This is a genomic window from Xanthomonas indica (genome assembly GCF_040529045.1).
GTDB lineage: Bacteria > Pseudomonadota > Gammaproteobacteria > Xanthomonadales > Xanthomonadaceae > Xanthomonas_A > Xanthomonas_A indica.
Window position 1 is genome coordinate 3,263,673 of sequence record NZ_CP131914.1, and the last position, 18,264, is coordinate 3,281,936.

Sequence of the window (18,264 nt, forward strand, 5' to 3'; positions counted from 1 at the left end):
GAAGCCGCTCCTACAGGTGCACCTCTTTTCGTCACCAAAGCGCCCCGCCGCGGTCAGACCAAAGCAACCGCGCAACCACCTCAAGGCACCGCCACCGGATAGGACCCCAACACCTTGATCTGCGCCGAATGCGCCTTCAACTCCGCCAACGCCGCCTTCATCGCCTCATCCTCCACATGCCCCGCCAGATCGATGAAGAAGCCGTACTCCCACTTCGCCTGATGCGACGGCCGCGACTCGATCCGATTCATGCTGATCCCATGCCGCGCGAACGGACTGAGCACATCGAACAGCGCACCCGGCTTGTCGTGGATGAACACCAGCACCGACGTACGATCGTGCCCCGACGGCGGGAAGATCTGCCGCCCGATCATCAGGAAGCGCGTGGTGTTGTCCGCGTCGTCCTCGATCGACTTCATGATCACCTTCTTCAGCGCATACACATGCGCCGCGCTCTCCCCGCCGATCGCCGCCGCATCGTCGGCATTGCGCGCACGGCGCGCGCCCTCGGCGTTGCTGGAGACCGGGATCTTCTCCACCTTCGGCAGGTTCGCACGCAGCCAGCCGGCGGTCTGCGCGAACGACTGCGGATGCGCGTAGATCCGCTCGATCGCATCCAGCCGCCCGCTGCGCGAGAGCAGGAACTGGTGCACGCGCAGCTCGGTCTCGCCGCAGATCTTCAGGTTGGAGGTGAGGAACATGTCCAGGGTGACCTGGATCGTGCCCTGCCCCGAGTTCTCCACCGGCACCACCCCGAAGTCGGCGTTGCCGCTTTCCACTTCCTGGAACACTTCCTCGATGGTGGCCATCGGCAGGCCCACCGCCGAGCGACCGAAGTGCTTGAGCACCGCCTGCTGGCTGAAGGTGCCTTCCGGCCCCAGGTAGCCGATCTTCAGCGGCTCCTGCTGCGCCAGGCACGCGGACATGATCTCGCGGAACACGTGCACCAGCACTTCGTCGCTGAGCGGGCCCTGGTTGCGGTCCACCACCATGCGCAGCACCTGCGCCTCGCGCTCGGGGCGGTAATAGTCCACCGCCGCGGCGAGCTTGCCCTTGGCCTTGCCCACCTGATGCGCGAACTGCGCGCGCTCGGCGATCAAGGCCTGAATAGTGCGATCGATCTCGTCGATCTTGGCGCGCACGTCGGCCAGGGCCGGCGTGGCGGCGGGTTTCGCGGGCTTGGCCGGCTTGGCGGCGGCGGGAGATTTCTTCGGCTTTGCGGCCATGGATCGGGGGTTCCTCGGTGGTCCGGATCGCCGGAGCGATCCGGTCGCGGCTGACGCCGCTCCTACAAAAATCGGCGACTCAGCCGTGGCGCTGCTGGAAGTCGCGCATGAACGCAACCAGTGCCTGCGCACCGGCCAGCGGCATGGCGTTGTACAGCGAGGCGCGGATGCCGCCGACCGCCTTGTGGCCCTTCAGCGCCAGCAGGCCGGCCGCCTTGGACTCGGCGACGAAGCGCGTGGTGAGGGTCTCGTCCGGCAGGAAGAACGGGATGTTCATCCGCGAGCGCACCGCCGCCGCGACCTCGTTGCGGTAGAAGCCACCGGAGGCGTCGATCGCCGAATACACCAGCGCCGACTTGGCCTGGTTGCGCGCGGCGAACGCCTCCACGCCGCCCTCGGCCAGCATCCACTTGAACACCAGCCCGGCCAGGTACCAGTTCCAGGTCGGCGGGGTGTTGAGCATGGAGTCGCGCGCCACGTGCGAGCGGTAGTCGAAGATGTCCGCGCGCGGCTGGCCGGCGCGTTCGAGCAGGTCGCGGCGGATGATCACCACCGTGACGCCGACCGGGCCGAGGTTCTTCTGCGCGCCGGCGTAGATCAACGCGTACTTGGACACGTCGATCGGTTCGGAGGCGATGCTGGAGCTGAAATCGGCGAACAGCGGCACCACGCCGACGTCGGGCGTGTCGCGGAACTCCACGCCGTGGATGGTCTCGTTGGCGGTGATGTGCACGTAGGCGGCATCCTCGCGCAGCTGCCAGTCGGCGCGCGGCGGGATGTCGCGGAAGCCGCCGGCCTCGCTGCTGGCGGCCACGTGCACGTCGACGTAGGGCCCGACCTGCTTGATCGCGGTCTTGCTCCAGTGCCCGGTCACCACGTAGTCCACGGTCTGCCCGGGCGCGGCGAAGTTCAGCGCCAGCAGCGCCTGCTGGGTGGTGGCGCCACCGGCCAGGAACAGCACGGCGTAGTCGTCGGGAATGCCGATCAGCCGGCGCAGGTCGGCGTCGGCCTGCGCCGCCACCTCCATGAACTCGGCCCCGCGGTGGCTCAGCTCCACGATCGAGGCGCCCACGCCGTTCCACTCCAACATCTCCGCCTGCGCCTGGCGCAGGACCGATTCCGGCAAGGCAGCGGGGCCGGCACTGAAATTGAACGCGCGCGTCATGGGGCACCTATCGGACAGGACCCCTAGTATGCCGCAGCGCAACAGCTTGCGGCCCGGGCAATTTAGGTTGCATTTGCATCCATTCGCCCTGCGCATGCGTAGTCTGTGGTGAAGTCCCCGCCACTGCTCGCCCCCTTCGCTCCAGGAGTCCGCCATGTCGTTGCGCGATGCCCTCACCGTCCCCAGCCGCGAGATCACCGACGAGGCGGTCTACCGCGACCGGCGGCGCCTGCTGCAGGCCCTGGCGCTGACCCCGGTGGCCGGCCTGGTCGGCTGCGCCGATGCCGAGCCGCCGGCCCCGCCCAAGACCGTGATGACGCCGGAGCAGGCGCGCAGCGGGTTCCGCACCAACGAAGAACTGACCCGCTACGAGGACGTGACCAGCTACAACAACTTCTACGAGTTCGGCACCGACAAGACCGATCCGTCCAAGGCGGCCAAGACCCTGCGCACCTCGCCGTGGTCGGTGAAGGTGTCCGGCGAGTGCGAGAAGCCCGGCACGCTGAGCCTGGACGACCTGCTCAAGGGCCACACGCCCGAGGAGCGGATCTACCGCCTGCGCTGCGTGGAAGGCTGGTCGATGGTGATCCCGTGGTTGGGCGTGCCGCTGGGCGACGTGCTCAAGCGCTTCGCGCCGACCTCCAAGGCCAAGTATGTCGCCTTCACCACCCTGGCCGATCCGCAACAGATGCCCGGCATCCGCTACAGCTCGATCGACTGGCCGTACAAGGAAGGCCTGCGCATCGACGAGGCCATGCACCCGCTGACCCTGCTCGCCACCGGCCTGTACGGCAAGCCGCTGCCGCAGCAGAACGGTGCGCCCCTGCGGCTGGTGGTGCCGTGGAAGTACGGCTTCAAGAGCATCAAGTCGATCGTCGAGATCCGCTTCGTCGAGCGCATGCCGGAGACCGCCTGGCACGAGCTGCAGCCGTCCGAGTACGGCTTCTTCTCCAACGTTAATCCGGCGGTGGACCACCCGCGCTGGAGCCAGAAGACCGAGCGCCGCATCGCCGGCAAGGCCAGCAAGCTGTTCGCCGAACGCATCCCCACCCGCCCGTTCAACGGCTATGCCGACCAGGTGGCGTCGCTGTATGCGGGGATGGATCTGAAGAAATGGTATTGAGGAGAAGCTGGGAATGGGGAACTGGGAATCGGGAATGGGAAAAGCGCGGCGCTGGTGGTTGCATCGCGCGACGGCTGGAATCGCAGTCGGCGTGCCGCGTGGCACCTGTGCCAACACGGCGCGATGACCGGACATGGCTAAGACTTCCGCTTCGCTGATCGCCGCCAAGGCGGTGGTGCATGCGCTGGCGCTGGCGCCGATGGCGTATCTGGGCTGGCAGTTCTGGCAGGTGTGGCAGACCGGCAGCGACGCGCTCGGCGCCGATCCGGTGGCCGAGGTCGAGCACCGCACCGGGCTGTGGGCGCTGCGGCTGTTGCTGCTGACCCTGGCGATCACGCCGCTGCGGCAGTTGACCGGGCAACCGGTGCTGCTGCGCTTCCGGCGCATGCTCGGGCTGTATGCGTTCTTCTACGCGACCGTGCATCTGGCGGCCTACCTGGGGCTGGACCTGCGCGGCTACTGGACGCAGATCTTCGAGGAGATCGTCAAACGCCCCTACATCACCGTCGGCTTCCTCGCCTGGCTGCTGCTGGTGCCGCTGGCGATCACCTCCACCCAGGGCTGGATGCGCCGGCTCAAGCGCAAATGGGGCAAGCTGCACAAGGCGATCTACGCGATCGGCGTGCTCGCCGTGCTGCACTTCTGGTGGCTGGTGAAGTCGGACATCCGCGAGCCGCTGCTGTACGCGGCGATCCTGGCGGTGCTGCTGGGCTGGCGCGGCTGGCGGGCGCTCAGCGCGCGCCGAACCACAGCAGGCCGCTGAGCGCGGCGGCCAGCAACAGCGCGCTGAGCAACAGCCACGGCCAGCGCCGCACGGTGGCCGGGCGCGGCGCCACCGCCGCCGGCGTCAGCGCCAGTGCGGCCAGGGCCGGATCGTCGCGCAGCGGCTCGCCGCCGACGACCTGCGGCACTTCCAGCACGAACCGGTGCTGGGCATCGAACACCACCTGGTCGCCGGGCTGCAGCCAGCAGCTGCGGACGGCGACGCCGTTGACCTGGGTCTGCGCATCGCCGAAGCCGCGCAGCAGCACCCGCTCGCCATGCCGTTCCAGGCGCGCGTGCTGCTCGGCGCAGGCCGGATCGTCGATGCGGATGTCGCACTCGCGCAGGCGGCCGATGCTGCGCACCCGGTCCACGGTGAAACTGCGGCCATGGTGCGGACCGCCGACGCCGCGCAGCACCAGCCGCGGATCGTCGTGCTCGGCCTCGCTGACCTCGGGCAGCCGGTGCAGCGGCTCGCACTTGCCCTGCACCACCATCTCCACGCCGTCGGCGTAGACCGCGTCGCCGGCGCGCAGCAGGGCCATGCGCCGTACCGGGCGGCCATTGACGTGGATCCCACGGCTGCCGCTGGCGACCTGCAGCCACAGGCCGCGCCGGTCCAGGCAGAACTGCGCCAGCAGCAACGCGCCCTGGGTGTCGTCGACCACGCTGACCTGGCCGGAGGCCAGCCGCACGATGCGATGCACGCCCGCGCGCAGGGGCCGGTCGGGATGTTGGCGGTTGCTGAAATGGACTTGCAGATCGTGCACGGCGGGCAGCCTAGCAGGTTGCCTGCGCGCGCAGAAGCGCGCGTGCTGGACAATGCACCGCGCATACGCACAATGCCTGATCGTTCACGCGGGGACCCGCCCGCACAGGAGCCAGCATGTCCAGCATCGACATCCGCCACGACCACACCAAGACCCCCGCGCAGGCCCGCAAGGCCATCGAAACCGCTGCCAAGAAACTGGCCGAGCGCTTCGACCTGGAATCGCACTGGGATGGCGATTCCTTGCTGTTCACGCGCTCGGGCGTGGACGGACGCATCGAACTGCTGCCCAAGCAGGTGCATGTCACTGCCGAACTGGGTTTCCTGCTGTCGGCGATGAAGGGCACGGTGGAAAGCGAGATTCGCCGGGTGCTGTCGGAAAAGCTGGGCTGAGGCGTCATCGAGCCCCTCTCCCCTCGGGAGACGGGCTGGGGTGCGGCGCCACGCGCTGGTGGAATCAACTATGCGAGGCTGCGCTCGCACCCTCATCCGCCCTGCGAGGCATCTTCTCCCGAGGGGAGAAGGAACAGCGCTAGCCCCTCTCCCCCCGGGAGAGGGGTTGGGGTGAGGGTGCGGCGCCACGCGCTGGTGGAATCAGCTATGCGAGGCTGCGCCCGCACCCTCATCCGCCCCTGCGGAGCACCTTCTCCGGAGGGGAGAAGGAACAGCGCTAGCCCCTCTCCCGCCGGGAGAGGGGTTGGGGTGAGGGTCCGGGAGCGCCCACTCACTCCAACGCAAACGGATCCGGATCGCCGGCAAACAATCGCCGCGACACGGCGCGCTCGGTGGTCTCGATATCGCCGATGAACCCCTCGGCATCGCCCAGCTTGGAGAACGCGTCGAAACCGCGCTCCAAAAACCCCTGCAACTCCGACAGCCCCGCCGCCTTGGCCGGGCCGCGGGCGAAGCGCAGCAGCATGCGCACGCCGGGCGTGTGCACCGCGCTGGCCAGGCCCAGGCCGACGCGGGCGATCAGATCGATCTGGCGCTGGCGCAGGCGCGGCAGCCCGGTCTGCCGATAGGCCTCGGCGTACAGCGCCTCGTCCAGGCGTTTGCGCCGCGGCGCCAGGGCCTGCAGCGCCTCGGCCATGCGCAGGTCCAGGGCGTGGGTCAGTGCGCCCAGGCCGATGCCGTCGGCCACGGTCTCCAGCAGCGAGGCCGGCATCAGCCGCTGCATCATCGGCAGCACCTTGACGATATCGGCGTCGCGGCGGCTGAAGTCGCGGTCGCCATAGACATCGGCGAGGAAGAACATCGCCGCCGGGCGCCGCTGCGGATCCTCCAGGAAATGCTCGAAGCTGCGCTCCAGCCGTTCCGATTGCCAGCGCCGCAGCTCCTGCAGCCAGCGCAGCGCATTGCGCGGTTCGCGCGCGGGATCGTGCAGCGCCTGGTGCCACGCCAAGCGGCGGCCGAGTCGTTCCAGGACGGGAGTGCTGCGCGCCATGGCCGCCGATGATGGTCGCAGCCCGGCACGACCGCAAGCGTCACGCCGCTCGGCTACACTCGCGCCACTGCCTCCAGCGGACCGCGCATGCTTTCCCTCCACAGCGCCTCGCCCCGTCCCCATTCCAACGGCCGCATCGGACTGGCCATCGCCGGCGGCGGCCCGATCGGCGGCATGTACGGCCTGGGTGCGCTGCGTGCGCTGGACGAGGCACTCGACGGCCTGGACCTGACCCGCCTGGATTGCTACGTCGGGGTCAGTTCCGGCGCCTTCCTCACCGCCGGCCTGGCCAACCGGGTCAGCAGCGCCGAGATCTGCCGGATCTTCGTCACCGGCAACAGCGACGATGCGCACTTCCGCCCGGAAGACTTCCTGCGGCCCAATGTCTACGAATACCTGCGCCGCGCGGCGACCTTGCCGCGGCTGGCCTACGGCTGGTGGCACGACCTGCTCACCGAACCGCGCAAGACCCGCTGGTCCGACCTGATCACCCGCTTCGGCGGACTGGTGCCCAGCGGCCTGTTCGACAACGCCGGGGTCGAGCGCTTCCTGCAGGACGTGTTCAGCCGCCGCGGCCGCAGCAACGATTTCCGCGAACTGGGCACGAACCTGTTCGTGGTCGCGGTGGATCTGGACAGCGGCGGCACGGTGCGCTTCGGCGAGCCGGGCATGGACCACGTGCCGATCTCGTTGGCGATCCAGGCCAGCGCGGCACTGCCGGGGCTGTACCCGCCGGTGCAGATCGACGGCCGCCATTACGTGGACGGCGCGCTGCGCCGCACCATGCACGCCTCCACCCTGCTGGAGCGCGGCATCGACCTGATGATCGGGATCAACCCGCTGGTGCCCTACGACGCCACCCACGCGCCGCGCCGCAACGGCCACGTCGACCGTGCGCGCTTGCTCGCCGGTGGCCTGCCGGCGGTGCTGTCGCAGACCTTCCGCACCCTGCTGCAGTCGCGCATGCAGGTGGGGCTGGAGAAGTACGCGCGGCAGTACCCGCAGGTGGACCAGTTGGTGTTCGAGCCCAACGCCGACAACGGCGAGCTGTTCTTCACCAATCTCTTCAGCTACGCCGCGCGCCACCGCGTCTGCCAGCTCGCCTACCGCAACACCCTGTCGGACCTGCGCCGCAACGCGCAGACGCTGGAGCCGCTGCTGGCCGCGCACGGCATCGCGCTGCGCCACGACATCCTCAACGACCGCAAGCGCACCTTCCTCGATGGCGTGGACGTGCAGCCACGGCGCATGACCGAGACCACCGCGCGCCTGCGGCGTGCACTGGACGACGTCGACCAGGTCATCGCCGGCCGCCGTGCCAAGCGCCGCACCCGCCGTTCGCCGCCGGCGTAGCGAAGCCCGCGCCGACCAACGGTGTCGTCCGCGTACGCCACGCGCATGCTGGTGTGATTACTCTAGTCAACCTCCCGAGTCTCGATCTCCGCCACTCACCCGCCGAAGGAACCGCACCGTCATGGCCACTCTGAAGAAATCCGCGCGCAAGAAGCGCAGCACCGCCCCTGCCGACGAGACCCTGCAGGCGCAGGCGGAGAAGCTGTCCAAGCGCCTGGGCGAATCGGCGCAGCAGGTCTGGCTGGCCGGCGTCGGCGCCTTCGGCCGCGCCCAGGCCGAAGGCGGCAAGCTGTTCGAGACCCTGGTGAAGGAAGGGCTGAACCTGGAGCAGAGCACGCGCAAGCTGGCCGGCGGCGGCGTCGACGCGGTGCGCGATGCGGTGGAGAACCGGGTCGGCCAGGCCCGCGAGCGCGCCGCCGATACCTGGGACCGCCTGGAGAAAGTATTCGAGGACCGCGTGCAGCGCGCCCTGCGCCGCCTGGAAGTGCCCAGCCGCGAAGACCTGGGCGCGCTGATCGAACGGGTGGACGCGCTCAATGGCGAACTGCGCCATCTGCGTGGCGGCCGTGCGCCGCAGGCCTCGGGCAAGGCGCCGGCAGCGAAGAAGACGGCCAAGAAGACTGCCGCAGCGCAACCCGGCGCCGCCAAGCGCGCGGCACCGGCGCGGCGCCGCGCCGGCCCGGTGGTCGCCAAGGTCGCACCTGCCAAGAGCGCGCCCAAGCGCGCCAGCCGCAAGCGCAACGCGGTGCCGACCCCGGCCGAGTAACCGGATTGTTGCAAAGCAGCACGTTTTTCCAGACAATCGAAACGGACCCGCCAGTCCATCAGAAGACCGTTTGCTCCCCTCCCCTCTCGGCTTCGGACTGGCGGGTCTTTTTTGTCCGCCTTCCACCGCTGTCGCCTTGCCGGCGCCGTGACACGCTGGCGATACACTGACTTCTTTACGGCGCGTGTGCGGGTGCGAGCATGTTTTCCTGGATAGCGGCAGCGCTCTTGGCGGTCGCGGCATGGCTGGCGGCCAGCCTCTACCTGTGGCTGGTGCGGCGCCGCGAAAACGAGACCACGGCCGGGCTGCATGCGCTGGCCGGCCTGCACTGGCGCGATTTCTCCTACATGGTGCGGCGGGCGATGCGCGAGCAGCGCGACCTGCAGGACGTGACCGTCGACGAGCACGCCAGCCAGGAACCGCAAAGCGACTTCGTGATGACCCGCGGCGACGCGCGCTGGCTGCTGTCGTGCAAGCACGGCCGGGCCTATCGGATCGGCTCGGCCGCGGTCAACGAACTGGGCGCAGCGGCGCGGCTGATGGGCGCGCAGGGCGGCATCCTGATCACCGAGGGCAAGGTGCAACGCGACGGCATCGCCGCGGCCGAGAAGCAGGCGGTGGAAATCCTCGACGGCCGCCGCATCTGGCCGATGCTCAAGCCCTACCTGCCCAGCGAACTGGAAGACGGCGTGGTCGGCGCCAGCCGGCGCCGGGCGCAGCGCCACATCGCCATCGCCGGCCTGGCATCGCTGGCCCTGGGCGTAGTGGTCGGCGTCGGCGCGCTGGCACTGCAGCAGCCCGCCGAGCCGCCGGCCGCGGTGGCCACCCCGGTGTCGGCGGCTCCGCCTACGCCGGCCGTTGCTGCCGCCCCCACGCAGGCCGCGGCCACACCGACGGCCACGCCCGCCGCGCCGCCCCAGCCGACGCTCGACGACGCCGGCAATCTCGCCGACCCCGACCCCGCCACCGAACAGCGCAACCGCCAGGCCCTCTCCAAGGCCCTGGCCGGCACCCCGGGCGTGATCCGCGGCATCTGGCAGACGCAGATGACCCTGGTGGTCGACCGCAGCGGCGACGACGCCCAGGTGTGGCCGCGCATCTGCAAGGAAGTGGAGCGCTACCCGTCCCTGCGTACCGTGCGCATCCAGCTCAACCCCCGGCCCGGCCGCGAGGAGCCGGTGCGCTGGCGGCAATGTAGGACGTTTTAGGCTGGGAATAGTGAGTGGAGAATGGGGAATCGGTAAAGGCGGCTATCGGCGCGCAATGAACATGCACGCAGGCGGACCTGTCTGACGAGAAAGGAGCAGCGCCGCGTGCAGCCAGCGCCTTTCCGATTCCCCACTCCCAATTCCCGATTCCCGGCTCCTACCAATGCACCCCCCGCATCAGCGCAGCAAACGCGATCTGCTCCTGGCTCGGCTTGGTCTCGCGTAGCGCCTTGCGGTCGCCCTTGGCCGCGGCCGAGTCCGGGAACAGTTCGAAGGCGGTGTTCATCACCACTTCGTAGGCCTTCGGCGCCACGGCGTTGACCAGGGCGGCGAAGATGCCCAGGCGCGTGGCCACGCGGCTGGGGCGTTCGATGATCGCCTTGACCATCAGGTCGGCGGCCTCGTCCACGCTCAGCGTCGGCACGCTGTCGTACATCTTGGTCGGGGCGATCATCGGCGTCTTCACCAGCGGCATGTTGACCGTGGTGAAGCTGATGCCCTTGCCCGACAGTTCGCCCTGCGCACAGCGGCTCCAGGCGTCCAGCGCCGCCTTGGAGGCGACGTAGGCGGAGAAGCGCGGCGAGTTGGCCAGCACGCCGATCGAGCTGACGTTGATGATGTGGCCCTTGCGCCGCGCGGTCATGCCCGGCAGCACACCCATGATCAGGCGCAGGCTGCCGAAGTAGTTCAACTGCATGGTCCGCTCGAAATCGTGGAAGCGGTCGTAGCTGAGTTCGATCGAGCGGCGGATCGAGCGGCCGGCGTTGTTGACCAGCACGTCGACGTGGCCGTGCGCCTCCAGCACGGTCTTCAGCAGGCGGTCGCAGTCGGCCAGGTCCGAGAGGTCGGCGGTATAGGCGAAGACCTTGCCGCCCTTGGCGTTCATCGCGTCGCGCGCGGCGTGCAGTTCCTGCTCGCCGCGCGCCACGATGACGGTGATGGCGCCGGCCTCGGCGACGCGCTGCGCGGTGGCCAGGCCGATGCCGGAGGAACCGCCGGTGATCAGCACCACCTTGCCGCGGACCTTGCCCTTGAGCGAGCGGTCGACGAACAGGTCCGGGTCCAGGTGCCGTTCCCAGTGGTCCCACAGGCGCCAGGCGTAGTCCTCCAGCCGCGGCACGGCGATGCCGCTGCCCTTGAGCGCGCGCTCGGTCTCGCGGCTGTCGAAGCGCGTGGGATAGGTGATGAACTTCAGCACCTCGCGCGGGATGCGGAAATCGCGCAACAGCATGCCGGTGAAGCGGCGGATCGGCGGCAGGCTGCCGACCGCGGCGCGGATGCTCGAGGGCACGAACGCGAACATGCGCGCGTCCACCCGCAAGGTCATTTCCGGCGCGTGGCCGGCGCGGCAGAACACGTTGAGCACCTCGCCCACGCGCAGCGGCTCGGGGTCGGTGAGGTGGAAGGTGTGGCCGTCGAGCTTGGGCTTGTGCGCGATGTGGTCCATCGCGTCGGCGACGAAGTCCACCGGCACCAGATTGATCCGTCCGCCCTCGATGCCGAGCATCGGCGCCCACGGCGGCAGCAGCTGGCGCAGCTTCTTGATCAGCGGGAAGAAATAGTACGGGCCGTCGATCTTGTCGATGGCGCCGGTGCGCGAATCGCCCACCACCATCGCCGGGCGGTAGATGCGCCACTTGATCCGGGTCTCGGCACGCACCAGCGCCTCGGCGTCGTGCTTGGTGCGCAGGTAGGGATCGTCCAGCGCCTCGGCTTCCTCGAACATGTCCTCGCGGAAGATGCCCGGGTACAGCCCGGCCACTGCGATCGAACTGGTGTGGTGGAAAATGCCGGCGCCGAGTTGCGCGGCCAGTTCCAGCGCGTTGCGGGTGCCGTCGAGGTTGGCGACGCGCTGTTCCTCGGCCTTGGCGGTGAGGTCGTACAGCGCGGCCAGGTGGAAGAAGTGCTTGACCTTGCCCTGCAGCGCCTTGCGCTGCGCCGCCGACAGCCCGCAGTACGCAGCGCCGACGTCGCCATGCAGCACCACCAGGCGCTTGGGATCCCAGCCCTGCTCGCGGACCAGCGCATCGAACTTGCGCTGCGACTCCTTGCGCAGCAGCACATGCACGACGCCCTTGCGCCGCATCAGCTTGGCCATCAGGTAGCGGCCGATGAAACCGGTGGCGCCTGTCACGAAATACGTCATGCCGAACCATCCCTCGTTCCGCGGCCACGGCCCCTCGCCCGGCCCCGGCGCTAACTTGCCAGAGTGCGGCAGGCAGGACAAACGCACGCTGGCGTATGGCGAATGTGCGGCATCGCAGCATCGCGTAGCGCAGAGGCCGCTGCGGGCGCCTCATCACCTGTGCTCGTCGCGCGTCGTGACGCGGCCTGAAGAGCGGCGTCGGCCACAACGGCCTTCCATGGACACTTTCGTCGCGGCTGAAGCCGCTCCTCCGCGATGCTTCCCGACGTACGTGAGTTGCCTGCAGTCGCCGTGCGCGCCAGGCTCAGCGCGCGCCGGGCGAGAACCGTGCGACCAGGTCGTAGGTGTCGCCGAGGAACACCTGGCGCACGAAGGTCACCGCCTGCTCGCCGCGCCAGGTGCGACGGTCGATCAGCAGGCAGGCCGTGCCGGCCGGCACCTGCAGGCGCGCCGCCTGCGCGGCGCTGGCGCCGACCGCACTGATGCGGTGTTCGGCGCGGGTCCAGGGCACATGCTGAAGCAGCCAACTGCCGGGCACGGTCACCGCGAAGTCCATCTGCAAGGCCTCCGGCACCGCCAGCGGATTGATCACCCGCTCCTCCAGCGCGAACGGGCGGCCGTCGGCATAGTGCAGGCACTGCAGCGCCAGCAGGCTGCCGCCCGCGGCGACCTCGGCCTCCTGCGGCAACGCCGCGCGCGGCGCGCGCTGCTGCCGTTCCAGCAGTTCGAAGCGGTAGGCATGGCCGCGCGCGGCGACCTCGACCGGGATGTCCGGGATCTCCAGCGCGACCTGTTCCATGTGCGGATGCGGCCGCGCCACGAACGAGCCGGCGCGGCGCCGGCGCTCGATCATGCCGGCGTCGGCGAGCAGCGCCAGCACCTTGTTGACGGTCATGCGCGAGCAGCCGTACTGCGCCATCAGTTCGTGCTCGAACGGAATGCGATGGCCCGGCGGCCACTCGCCGCTGCGGATGCGCGCCTCGATGTCGCGGCGGATGCGCTGGTTGAGCGGCAGCGTCGGTGCGGCGGGACTCACGGGCGCTCCGCGCTGCGGCGATCGGTGCACGCCACCACGTGATCCGCGCGCCTCATGCGTCCAGCAGCCGGGTCAACGCACGCGCATAGCGCGCGGCGACGGCGTCGCGCTGCAGGTGGCGGCCCTCGCGCACCAGTTCGCGGCCGTGGCGCCAGACCGAACGCACCGCGCCGACGCGTGCAGCGAACAGCCAGCTGTCCAGCCAGGCGTCGCCGTGGCGCGCCTGCAGTGCCGGATGCGCGGCGTCCAGTTCGACCAGATCGGCCGGGGCGCCCACGCACAGGCCCTGGGCCACGCCGAGCGCCTGCGCCGCGCCCTGCGCGGCGGACTGGAACAGGAAGCGGCCGCTGGACAGCACGGTGTCGCCGGTCAGCACGTTGCGCCCGCGCAGGCTCAGGCGCTGGCCATATTCGAGCAGGCGCAGTTCCTCGGCCGCATCGATCAGCACATTGGAGTCCGATCCCACGCCGAAGCGGCCGCCGGCGCGCACGAACGCCGGCATCGGGAACAGGCCGTCGCCGAGGTTGGCCTCGGTGATCGGGCACAGCCCGACCACCGCACCGCTGGCGGCGATGCCCTGCACTTCGGCGGCATCGACATGGGTGGCGTGCACCAGGCACCAGCGCGCATCCACCGGGGCGTGCGCCAGCAGCCACTGCACCGGCCGCTGTCCGCTCCAGGCCAGGCAGGCATCGACCTCGCGGGTCTGCTCGGCGATGTGGATGTGCACCGGGCCGTCGCACAGCGGCAGCAGCGCCGCCAATTCGTCCGGGGTGACCGCCCGCAGGCTGTGCGGGGCCAGCCCCAGCACCGCATCGTCCAGCCCCTGCAGGGCGCGGCGGCTGCCGTCCAGCAGCGCGGCGAAGCCGTCCACGTCGTGCAGCAGGCGCTGCTGCGCCGGGTTCGGCGCGGCGCCACCGAAGTCGGCGTGCGCGTAGAACACCGGCAGCAGGGTCAGGCCGATGCCGCTGGTCTGCGCCGCGGCGGCCAAGCGCTGCGCCATCTCGGCGCGGTCGGCATACGGCCGGCCGTCGGCGGCGTGATGCACGTAATGGAACTCGCCGACCCGGGTGAAGCCAGCCTCGAGCATCTCGACGTAGGCCTGCTCGGCGATGGCCTGCAGATCGTCCGGGCTCAGCCGCTGCAGGAAGCGGTACATCAGCTCGCGCCAGCTCCAGAAGCTGTCGCCGCTGCGTCCGCCGATCTCGGTGAGCCCGGCCATGCCGCGCTGGAAGGCGTGGCTGTGCAGATTGCCCAGCCCCGGCACCACGATGTCCAGGCGCTGATCGCCCGGTGCCGCGGCCACGCCGCTGTCCACCGTGGCGATGCGGCCGCCGCGCACGCCGATGCGCACCTCGCGCGCCCAGCCCTGCGGCAGCAGCGCGTGCGCGCACCAGAATTCGCCCGATCCCGCGTGGCCACTGGCCTGCTGCTTCACCTGGGTCTGCACTGGACACCCTCCATCGACCACAATATTGTATATACAAAATAACCGACGAGCCTGCCCGTGACCATGCCCTGCGACACGCTCTGGCACAACGCGCACCTGATGACGCTGGACGCCGAGGACGGCGGCTTGGGCGTGGTCCACGACGGCGTGGTCGCGTGCCGCGATGGCCGCATCGTCTATGCCGGCGCCGCCGCGCAGTTGCCCGGCCCGCTATCGGCGCAACGCAGCATCGACTGCGGCGGACGCTGGATCGGTCCTGGCCTGATCGATTGCCACACCCACCTGGTCTATGCCGGCAACCGCGCCGGCGAGTTCGAGCAGCGCCTGCTCGGCGCCAGCTACGCCGACATCGCCCGCGCCGGCGGCGGCATCGTCTCCACGGTGCGCGCCACCCGCGCCGCCGACGAGGACGCCCTGCTCGCCGCCAGCCTGCCGCGGCTGGATGCACTGCTGGCCGAAGGCGTGACCACGGTGGAGATCAAGTCCGGCTACGGCCTCACGCTGGAGGACGAACTGCGCCTGCTGCGCGTGGCCCGCCGCCTGGGCGAACTGCGCACGGTGGAGGTGTCGCCGACCTTTCTCGGCGCGCACGCGGTGCCGCCCGGCGGCGAGGCGCAGGCCTACATCGACGACGTCTGCGCGCGCATGATCCCGGCGGTCGCCGCGCAGGGCCTGGCCGAGGCGGTGGACGTGTTCTGCGAGCACCTGGCGTTCAGCCCGGCACAGACCGAGCAGGTGTTCCAGGCCGCGCAGCGCCACGGCCTGGCGCTGAAGATCCACGCCGAGCAGTTGTCCAACCAGGGCGGCGCGGCGCTGGCGGCGCGCTACGGCGCGCGCTCGGCCGACCATGTCGAATACCTGGACGACGCCGGCGTCGCCGCGATGGCCGCCGCCGGCACCGTCGCGGTGCTGTTGCCGGGTGCGTTCTATTTCACCCGCGATACCCAGCTGCCGCCGATCGCCGCGCTGCGTGCCGCCGGCGTGCCGCGCGCATTGGCCACCGACTGCAATCCCGGCACCTCGCCGCTGACCAGCCCGCTGCTGGCGATGAACCTGGCGGCGACGCTGTTCCGGCTGACCGTGGCCGAATGCATCGCCGGCTTCACCCGCGAGGCGGCACGCGCGCTCGGGCGCCAGGACCGGGTCGGCCGGCTGCGCGCCGGGCTGGCCTGCGACCTGGCGATCTGGGACATCGCCGAACCGGCCGAATTGGTCTATCGCATGGGCTTCAACCCGCTGCATGCGCGTATCTGGAGAGGACAATGAGCGACAACGAGATCCTGCTGCGCCCGGGCGCGGTGAGCCTGGCGCAGTGGCGCGCCGTGTATCGCGGCGCCGGCGTGCGCCTGGACCCGGCCTGCGCCGACGCGGTGCTGCGCAGCGCGCAGACCGTGGAGGCGATCGTGGCCAGCGGCGCGCCGGTGTACGGCATCAACACCGGCTTCGGCAAGCTGGCCAGCGTGCGCATCGAGCGCGAGGACCTGGAAGCCCTGCAGCGCAACATCGTGCTGTCGCATGCGGCCGGGGTCGGGGCGCCGATGCCGGTGCCGGTGGTGCGGCTGATGATGGCGCTGAAGCTGGCCAGCCTGGCCCAGGGCGCTTCCGGCGTGCGGCCGCAGACGCTGGCGCTGCTGGAGGCCCTGCTGCAGCACGAGGTGATCCCGGTGGTGCCGTGCCAGGGCTCGGTCGGCGCTTCCGGCGACCTGGCGCCGCTGGCGCACCTGGCCACGGTGATGCTCGGCGTCGGCGAGGCCTTCGTCGGCGACGCGCGCCTGCCGGCCGCCCAGGCGCTGGCCCAGGCCGGGCTGCAGCCGCTGACGCTGGGCGCCAAGGAGGGCCTGGCGCTGCTCAACGGCACCCAGTACTCCACCGCCTATGCGCTGGCCGGGCTGTTCGAGATCGAGCGCGTGTTCCATGCCGCGCTGGTCACCGGCGCGCTGTCCACCGAGGCCGCGAAAGGCTCGGATACCCCGTTCGATCCGCGCATCCACGCGCTGCGCGGCCAGCCCGGGCAGATCGCCACCGCCGCCGCGCTGCGCACTTTGATGCAGGACTCGGCGATCCGCGATTCACACCGCGACAACGACGTGCGCGTGCAGGACCCGTACTGCCTGCGCTGCCAGCCGCAGGTGATGGGCGCGGCGCTGGACGTGATGCGCCAGGCGGCCACCACCCTGGCTACCGAGGCCAACGGTGTCTCCGACAACCCACTGGTGTTCAGCGACACCGGCGAAGCACTGTCCGGCGGCAACTTCCACGCCGAGCCGGTGGCCTTCGCCGCCGACATGCTGGCGCTGGCGGTGTGCGAGATCGGCTCGATCAGCGAGCGCCGCGTCGCCATGCTGGTGGATCCGGCGCTGTCCGGGTTGCCGGCGTTCCTGACGCCCAAGCCCGGCCTCAACTCCGGCTTCATGATTCCCCAGGTCACCGCGGCGGCGCTGGTGTCGGAGAACAAGCAACGCGCCTATCCGGCCAGCGTCGACTCGATCCCGACCTCGGCCAACCAGGAAGACCACGTGTCGATGGCCGCGCACGGCGCGCGCCGCCTGCTGCCGATGGCCGAGAACGCGGCCAACGTGGTCGGCATCGAACTGCTGGCGGCCGCGCAGGGCTGCGATTTCCACGCACCGCTGCGCTCCAGCGCCGCGCTGGAAGCGGCGCGCGCGCTACTGCGCACCCGCGTGCCGGCACTGCAGGACGACCGCTACTTCCACCCGGACATGCTGACCGCCACCGCCCTGGTACGCGACGGCGCGCTGGCCGCGGCGGTGGGGATGCTGCTGCCCGAGGCGAGCGGCTGATCCGACGATACCCCTGTAGGAGCGGCTTCAGCCGCGACCGGGCGTTCCCGGGAATGCCCGGTCGCGGCTGAAGCCGCTCCTACGACAAGCACAACCCGCGAGGCCGTATGACATCCCTGCCCGACTGGCTCACTGTGCACCGCGGCGATGCGCCGCTGATCCTCAGCTTCCCGCATACCGGCACCGAGCTGCCGGAGGCGCTGGCCGACCGCTTCGTCTCGCCGTGGCTGGCGCAGCGCGATGCCGACTGGTGGGTGCACCTGCTGTACGACTTCGCCAGGACACTCGGCGCGACCACCGTGCGCACCGCGATCTCGCGCTCGGTGATCGACGTCAACCGCGATCCGGCCGGGGTGTCGCTGTATCCCGGGCAGAACACCACCGGGCTGTGCCCGCTGACCACCTTCGACGCGCAGCCACTGTACCGGCCCGGCGCCGAGCCGGATGCGGCCGAGATCGACGCGCGTCGCACGCGCTGGTTCGCGCCGTACCACGCCGCGCTGGAAACGGAGATCGCCCGCCTGCGCGCCCTGCACCCGGCGATCGTGGTGTACGACGCGCACTCGATCCGCTCGCGCATCCCGCACCTGTTCGACGGCGAGCTGCCGCAGTTCAACATCGGCAGCGCCGGCGCCTCCGGGGCGGTGGATGGCAGTTGCGCGGCGGCGTTGACCGATGCGATCGAACGCGTCTGCGCCGGCAGCGGCTTCAGCCACGTGCGCAACGGCCGCTTCAAGGGCGGCTGGAGCACCCGCCACCACGGCGCGCCGGCCGACGGCGTGCACGCGATCCAGATGGAACTGGCCTGCCGCGGCTACATGCACGAGCCCGACACGGTCGACCCCAGCAACTGGCCGTCACCCTGGCAACCCGACCACGCCGCGCCGCTGCGCGCGGTGCTGCAGCAGGTGCTGCAGGCCTGCCTCGACTTCGCCCGCAGCCCCGCCGCATCCGCCCGCGCCGCCGACTGACGCGCGCGCATCGCGTTCCGCCTTCCGCGCATCCACCTGAGGAT

The 18,264-nt window shown here is 70.4% G+C and carries 16 protein-coding genes; 9 read left to right on the forward strand and 7 right to left on the reverse strand.

Annotated features, from left to right (window positions below):
* Nucleotides 1-80: 80 nt before the first annotated feature.
* Together pheA and serC are read right to left on the reverse strand one after the other, a co-directional pair.
* The gene (gene pheA, locus Q7W82_RS14180; protein ID WP_242159040.1) at nt 81-1,226 is read right to left on the reverse strand and encodes a prephenate dehydratase; all 1,146 of its coding nucleotides are present in this window, start codon (nt 1,224-1,226) and stop codon (nt 81-83) included.
* Between the two features lie 79 nt (nt 1,227-1,305).
* The gene (gene serC / locus Q7W82_RS14185; RefSeq protein ID WP_242159041.1) at nt 1,306-2,391 is read right to left on the reverse strand and encodes a 3-phosphoserine/phosphohydroxythreonine transaminase; all 1,086 of its coding nucleotides are present in this window, start codon (nt 2,389-2,391) and stop codon (nt 1,306-1,308) included.
* 154 nt (nt 2,392-2,545) lie between these two features.
* On the opposite strand from serC, the gene msrP reads away from it, so the two are divergent.
* Nucleotides 2,546-3,514 (forward strand): protein-methionine-sulfoxide reductase catalytic subunit MsrP, encoded by a 969-nt coding sequence (gene msrP, locus Q7W82_RS14190; RefSeq protein ID WP_242159042.1) that lies wholly within the window; start codon nt 2,546-2,548, stop codon nt 3,512-3,514.
* Nucleotides 3,515-3,647: 133 nt separating this feature from the next.
* A complete protein-coding gene (msrQ, locus tag Q7W82_RS14195; RefSeq protein ID WP_242159043.1) occupies nt 3,648-4,277 on the forward strand; it encodes a protein-methionine-sulfoxide reductase heme-binding subunit MsrQ in 630 nt (209 codons plus the stop codon).
* On the opposite strand, the gene Q7W82_RS14200 is transcribed toward msrQ, so the two are convergent.
* The gene (locus Q7W82_RS14200; protein ID WP_242159044.1) at nt 4,246-5,046 is read right to left on the reverse strand and encodes an FHA domain-containing protein; all 801 of its coding nucleotides are present in this window, start codon (nt 5,044-5,046) and stop codon (nt 4,246-4,248) included. The two genes, msrQ and Q7W82_RS14200, sit on opposite strands and share 32 nt — an antisense overlap.
* Nucleotides 5,047-5,162: 116 nt before the next feature.
* Between Q7W82_RS14200 and Q7W82_RS14205 the strand changes: the two genes are divergently transcribed.
* A complete protein-coding gene (locus tag Q7W82_RS14205; RefSeq protein WP_242159045.1) occupies nt 5,163-5,438 on the forward strand; it encodes a polyhydroxyalkanoic acid system family protein in 276 nt (91 codons plus the stop codon).
* Nucleotides 5,439-5,769: 331 nt separating this feature from the next.
* Here Q7W82_RS14205 and Q7W82_RS14210 read toward each other — a convergent pair whose 3' ends face one another.
* Nucleotides 5,770-6,489 carry an exocyst complex component Sec6 family protein gene (locus tag Q7W82_RS14210; protein WP_242159046.1) on the reverse strand — a complete coding sequence of 240 codons (720 nt, stop codon included), beginning with the start codon at nt 6,487-6,489 and terminating at the stop codon, nt 5,770-5,772.
* Nucleotides 6,490-6,576: 87 nt separating this feature from the next.
* On the opposite strand from Q7W82_RS14210, the gene Q7W82_RS14215 reads away from it, so the two are divergent.
* The 3 genes from Q7W82_RS14215 (at nt 6,577) to Q7W82_RS14225 (ending at nt 9,816) form a co-directional block, all read left to right on the forward strand.
* The gene (locus Q7W82_RS14215) at nt 6,577-7,842 is read left to right on the forward strand and encodes a patatin-like phospholipase family protein (RefSeq protein WP_242159047.1); all 1,266 of its coding nucleotides are present in this window, start codon (nt 6,577-6,579) and stop codon (nt 7,840-7,842) included.
* Between the two features lie 121 nt (nt 7,843-7,963).
* The gene (locus Q7W82_RS14220) at nt 7,964-8,608 is read left to right on the forward strand and encodes a phasin family protein (protein WP_242159048.1); all 645 of its coding nucleotides are present in this window, start codon (nt 7,964-7,966) and stop codon (nt 8,606-8,608) included.
* A gap of 200 nt (nt 8,609-8,808) precedes the next feature.
* On the forward strand, nt 8,809-9,816 hold the full coding sequence (locus Q7W82_RS14225) for a restriction endonuclease (RefSeq protein WP_242159049.1): 1,008 nt from the start codon (nt 8,809-8,811) through the stop codon (nt 9,814-9,816).
* Nucleotides 9,817-9,973: 157 nt separating this feature from the next.
* On the opposite strand, the gene Q7W82_RS14230 is transcribed toward Q7W82_RS14225, so the two are convergent.
* The 3 genes from Q7W82_RS14230 to Q7W82_RS14240 form a co-directional block, all read right to left on the reverse strand.
* Nucleotides 9,974-11,962 carry an SDR family oxidoreductase gene (locus Q7W82_RS14230; protein ID WP_242159050.1) on the reverse strand — a complete coding sequence of 663 codons (1,989 nt, stop codon included), beginning with the start codon at nt 11,960-11,962 and terminating at the stop codon, nt 9,974-9,976.
* A gap of 304 nt (nt 11,963-12,266) precedes the next feature.
* A complete protein-coding gene (hutC, locus tag Q7W82_RS14235; RefSeq protein ID WP_242159051.1) occupies nt 12,267-12,998 on the reverse strand; it encodes a histidine utilization repressor in 732 nt (243 codons plus the stop codon).
* A gap of 52 nt (nt 12,999-13,050) precedes the next feature.
* Nucleotides 13,051-14,448 (reverse strand): formimidoylglutamate deiminase, encoded by a 1,398-nt coding sequence (locus Q7W82_RS14240; protein ID WP_242159052.1) that lies wholly within the window; start codon nt 14,446-14,448, stop codon nt 13,051-13,053.
* A gap of 63 nt (nt 14,449-14,511) precedes the next feature.
* On the opposite strand from Q7W82_RS14240, the gene hutI reads away from it, so the two are divergent.
* The 3 genes from hutI (at nt 14,512) to hutG (ending at nt 18,220) form a co-directional block, all read left to right on the forward strand.
* Complete coding sequence (gene hutI, locus Q7W82_RS14245) at nt 14,512-15,714, forward strand: imidazolonepropionase (protein WP_242159065.1); 1,203 nt, start codon at nt 14,512-14,514, stop codon at nt 15,712-15,714.
* The gene (gene hutH / locus Q7W82_RS14250; RefSeq protein ID WP_242159053.1) at nt 15,711-17,249 is read left to right on the forward strand and encodes a histidine ammonia-lyase; all 1,539 of its coding nucleotides are present in this window, start codon (nt 15,711-15,713) and stop codon (nt 17,247-17,249) included. Before hutI ends, hutH begins: the two co-directional genes overlap by 4 nt.
* A gap of 107 nt (nt 17,250-17,356) precedes the next feature.
* Entirely contained in the window at nt 17,357-18,220 is an 864-nt protein-coding gene (gene hutG / locus Q7W82_RS14255; protein ID WP_242160374.1) for an N-formylglutamate deformylase, read from the forward strand.
* Nucleotides 18,221-18,264: the final 44 nt, after the last annotated feature.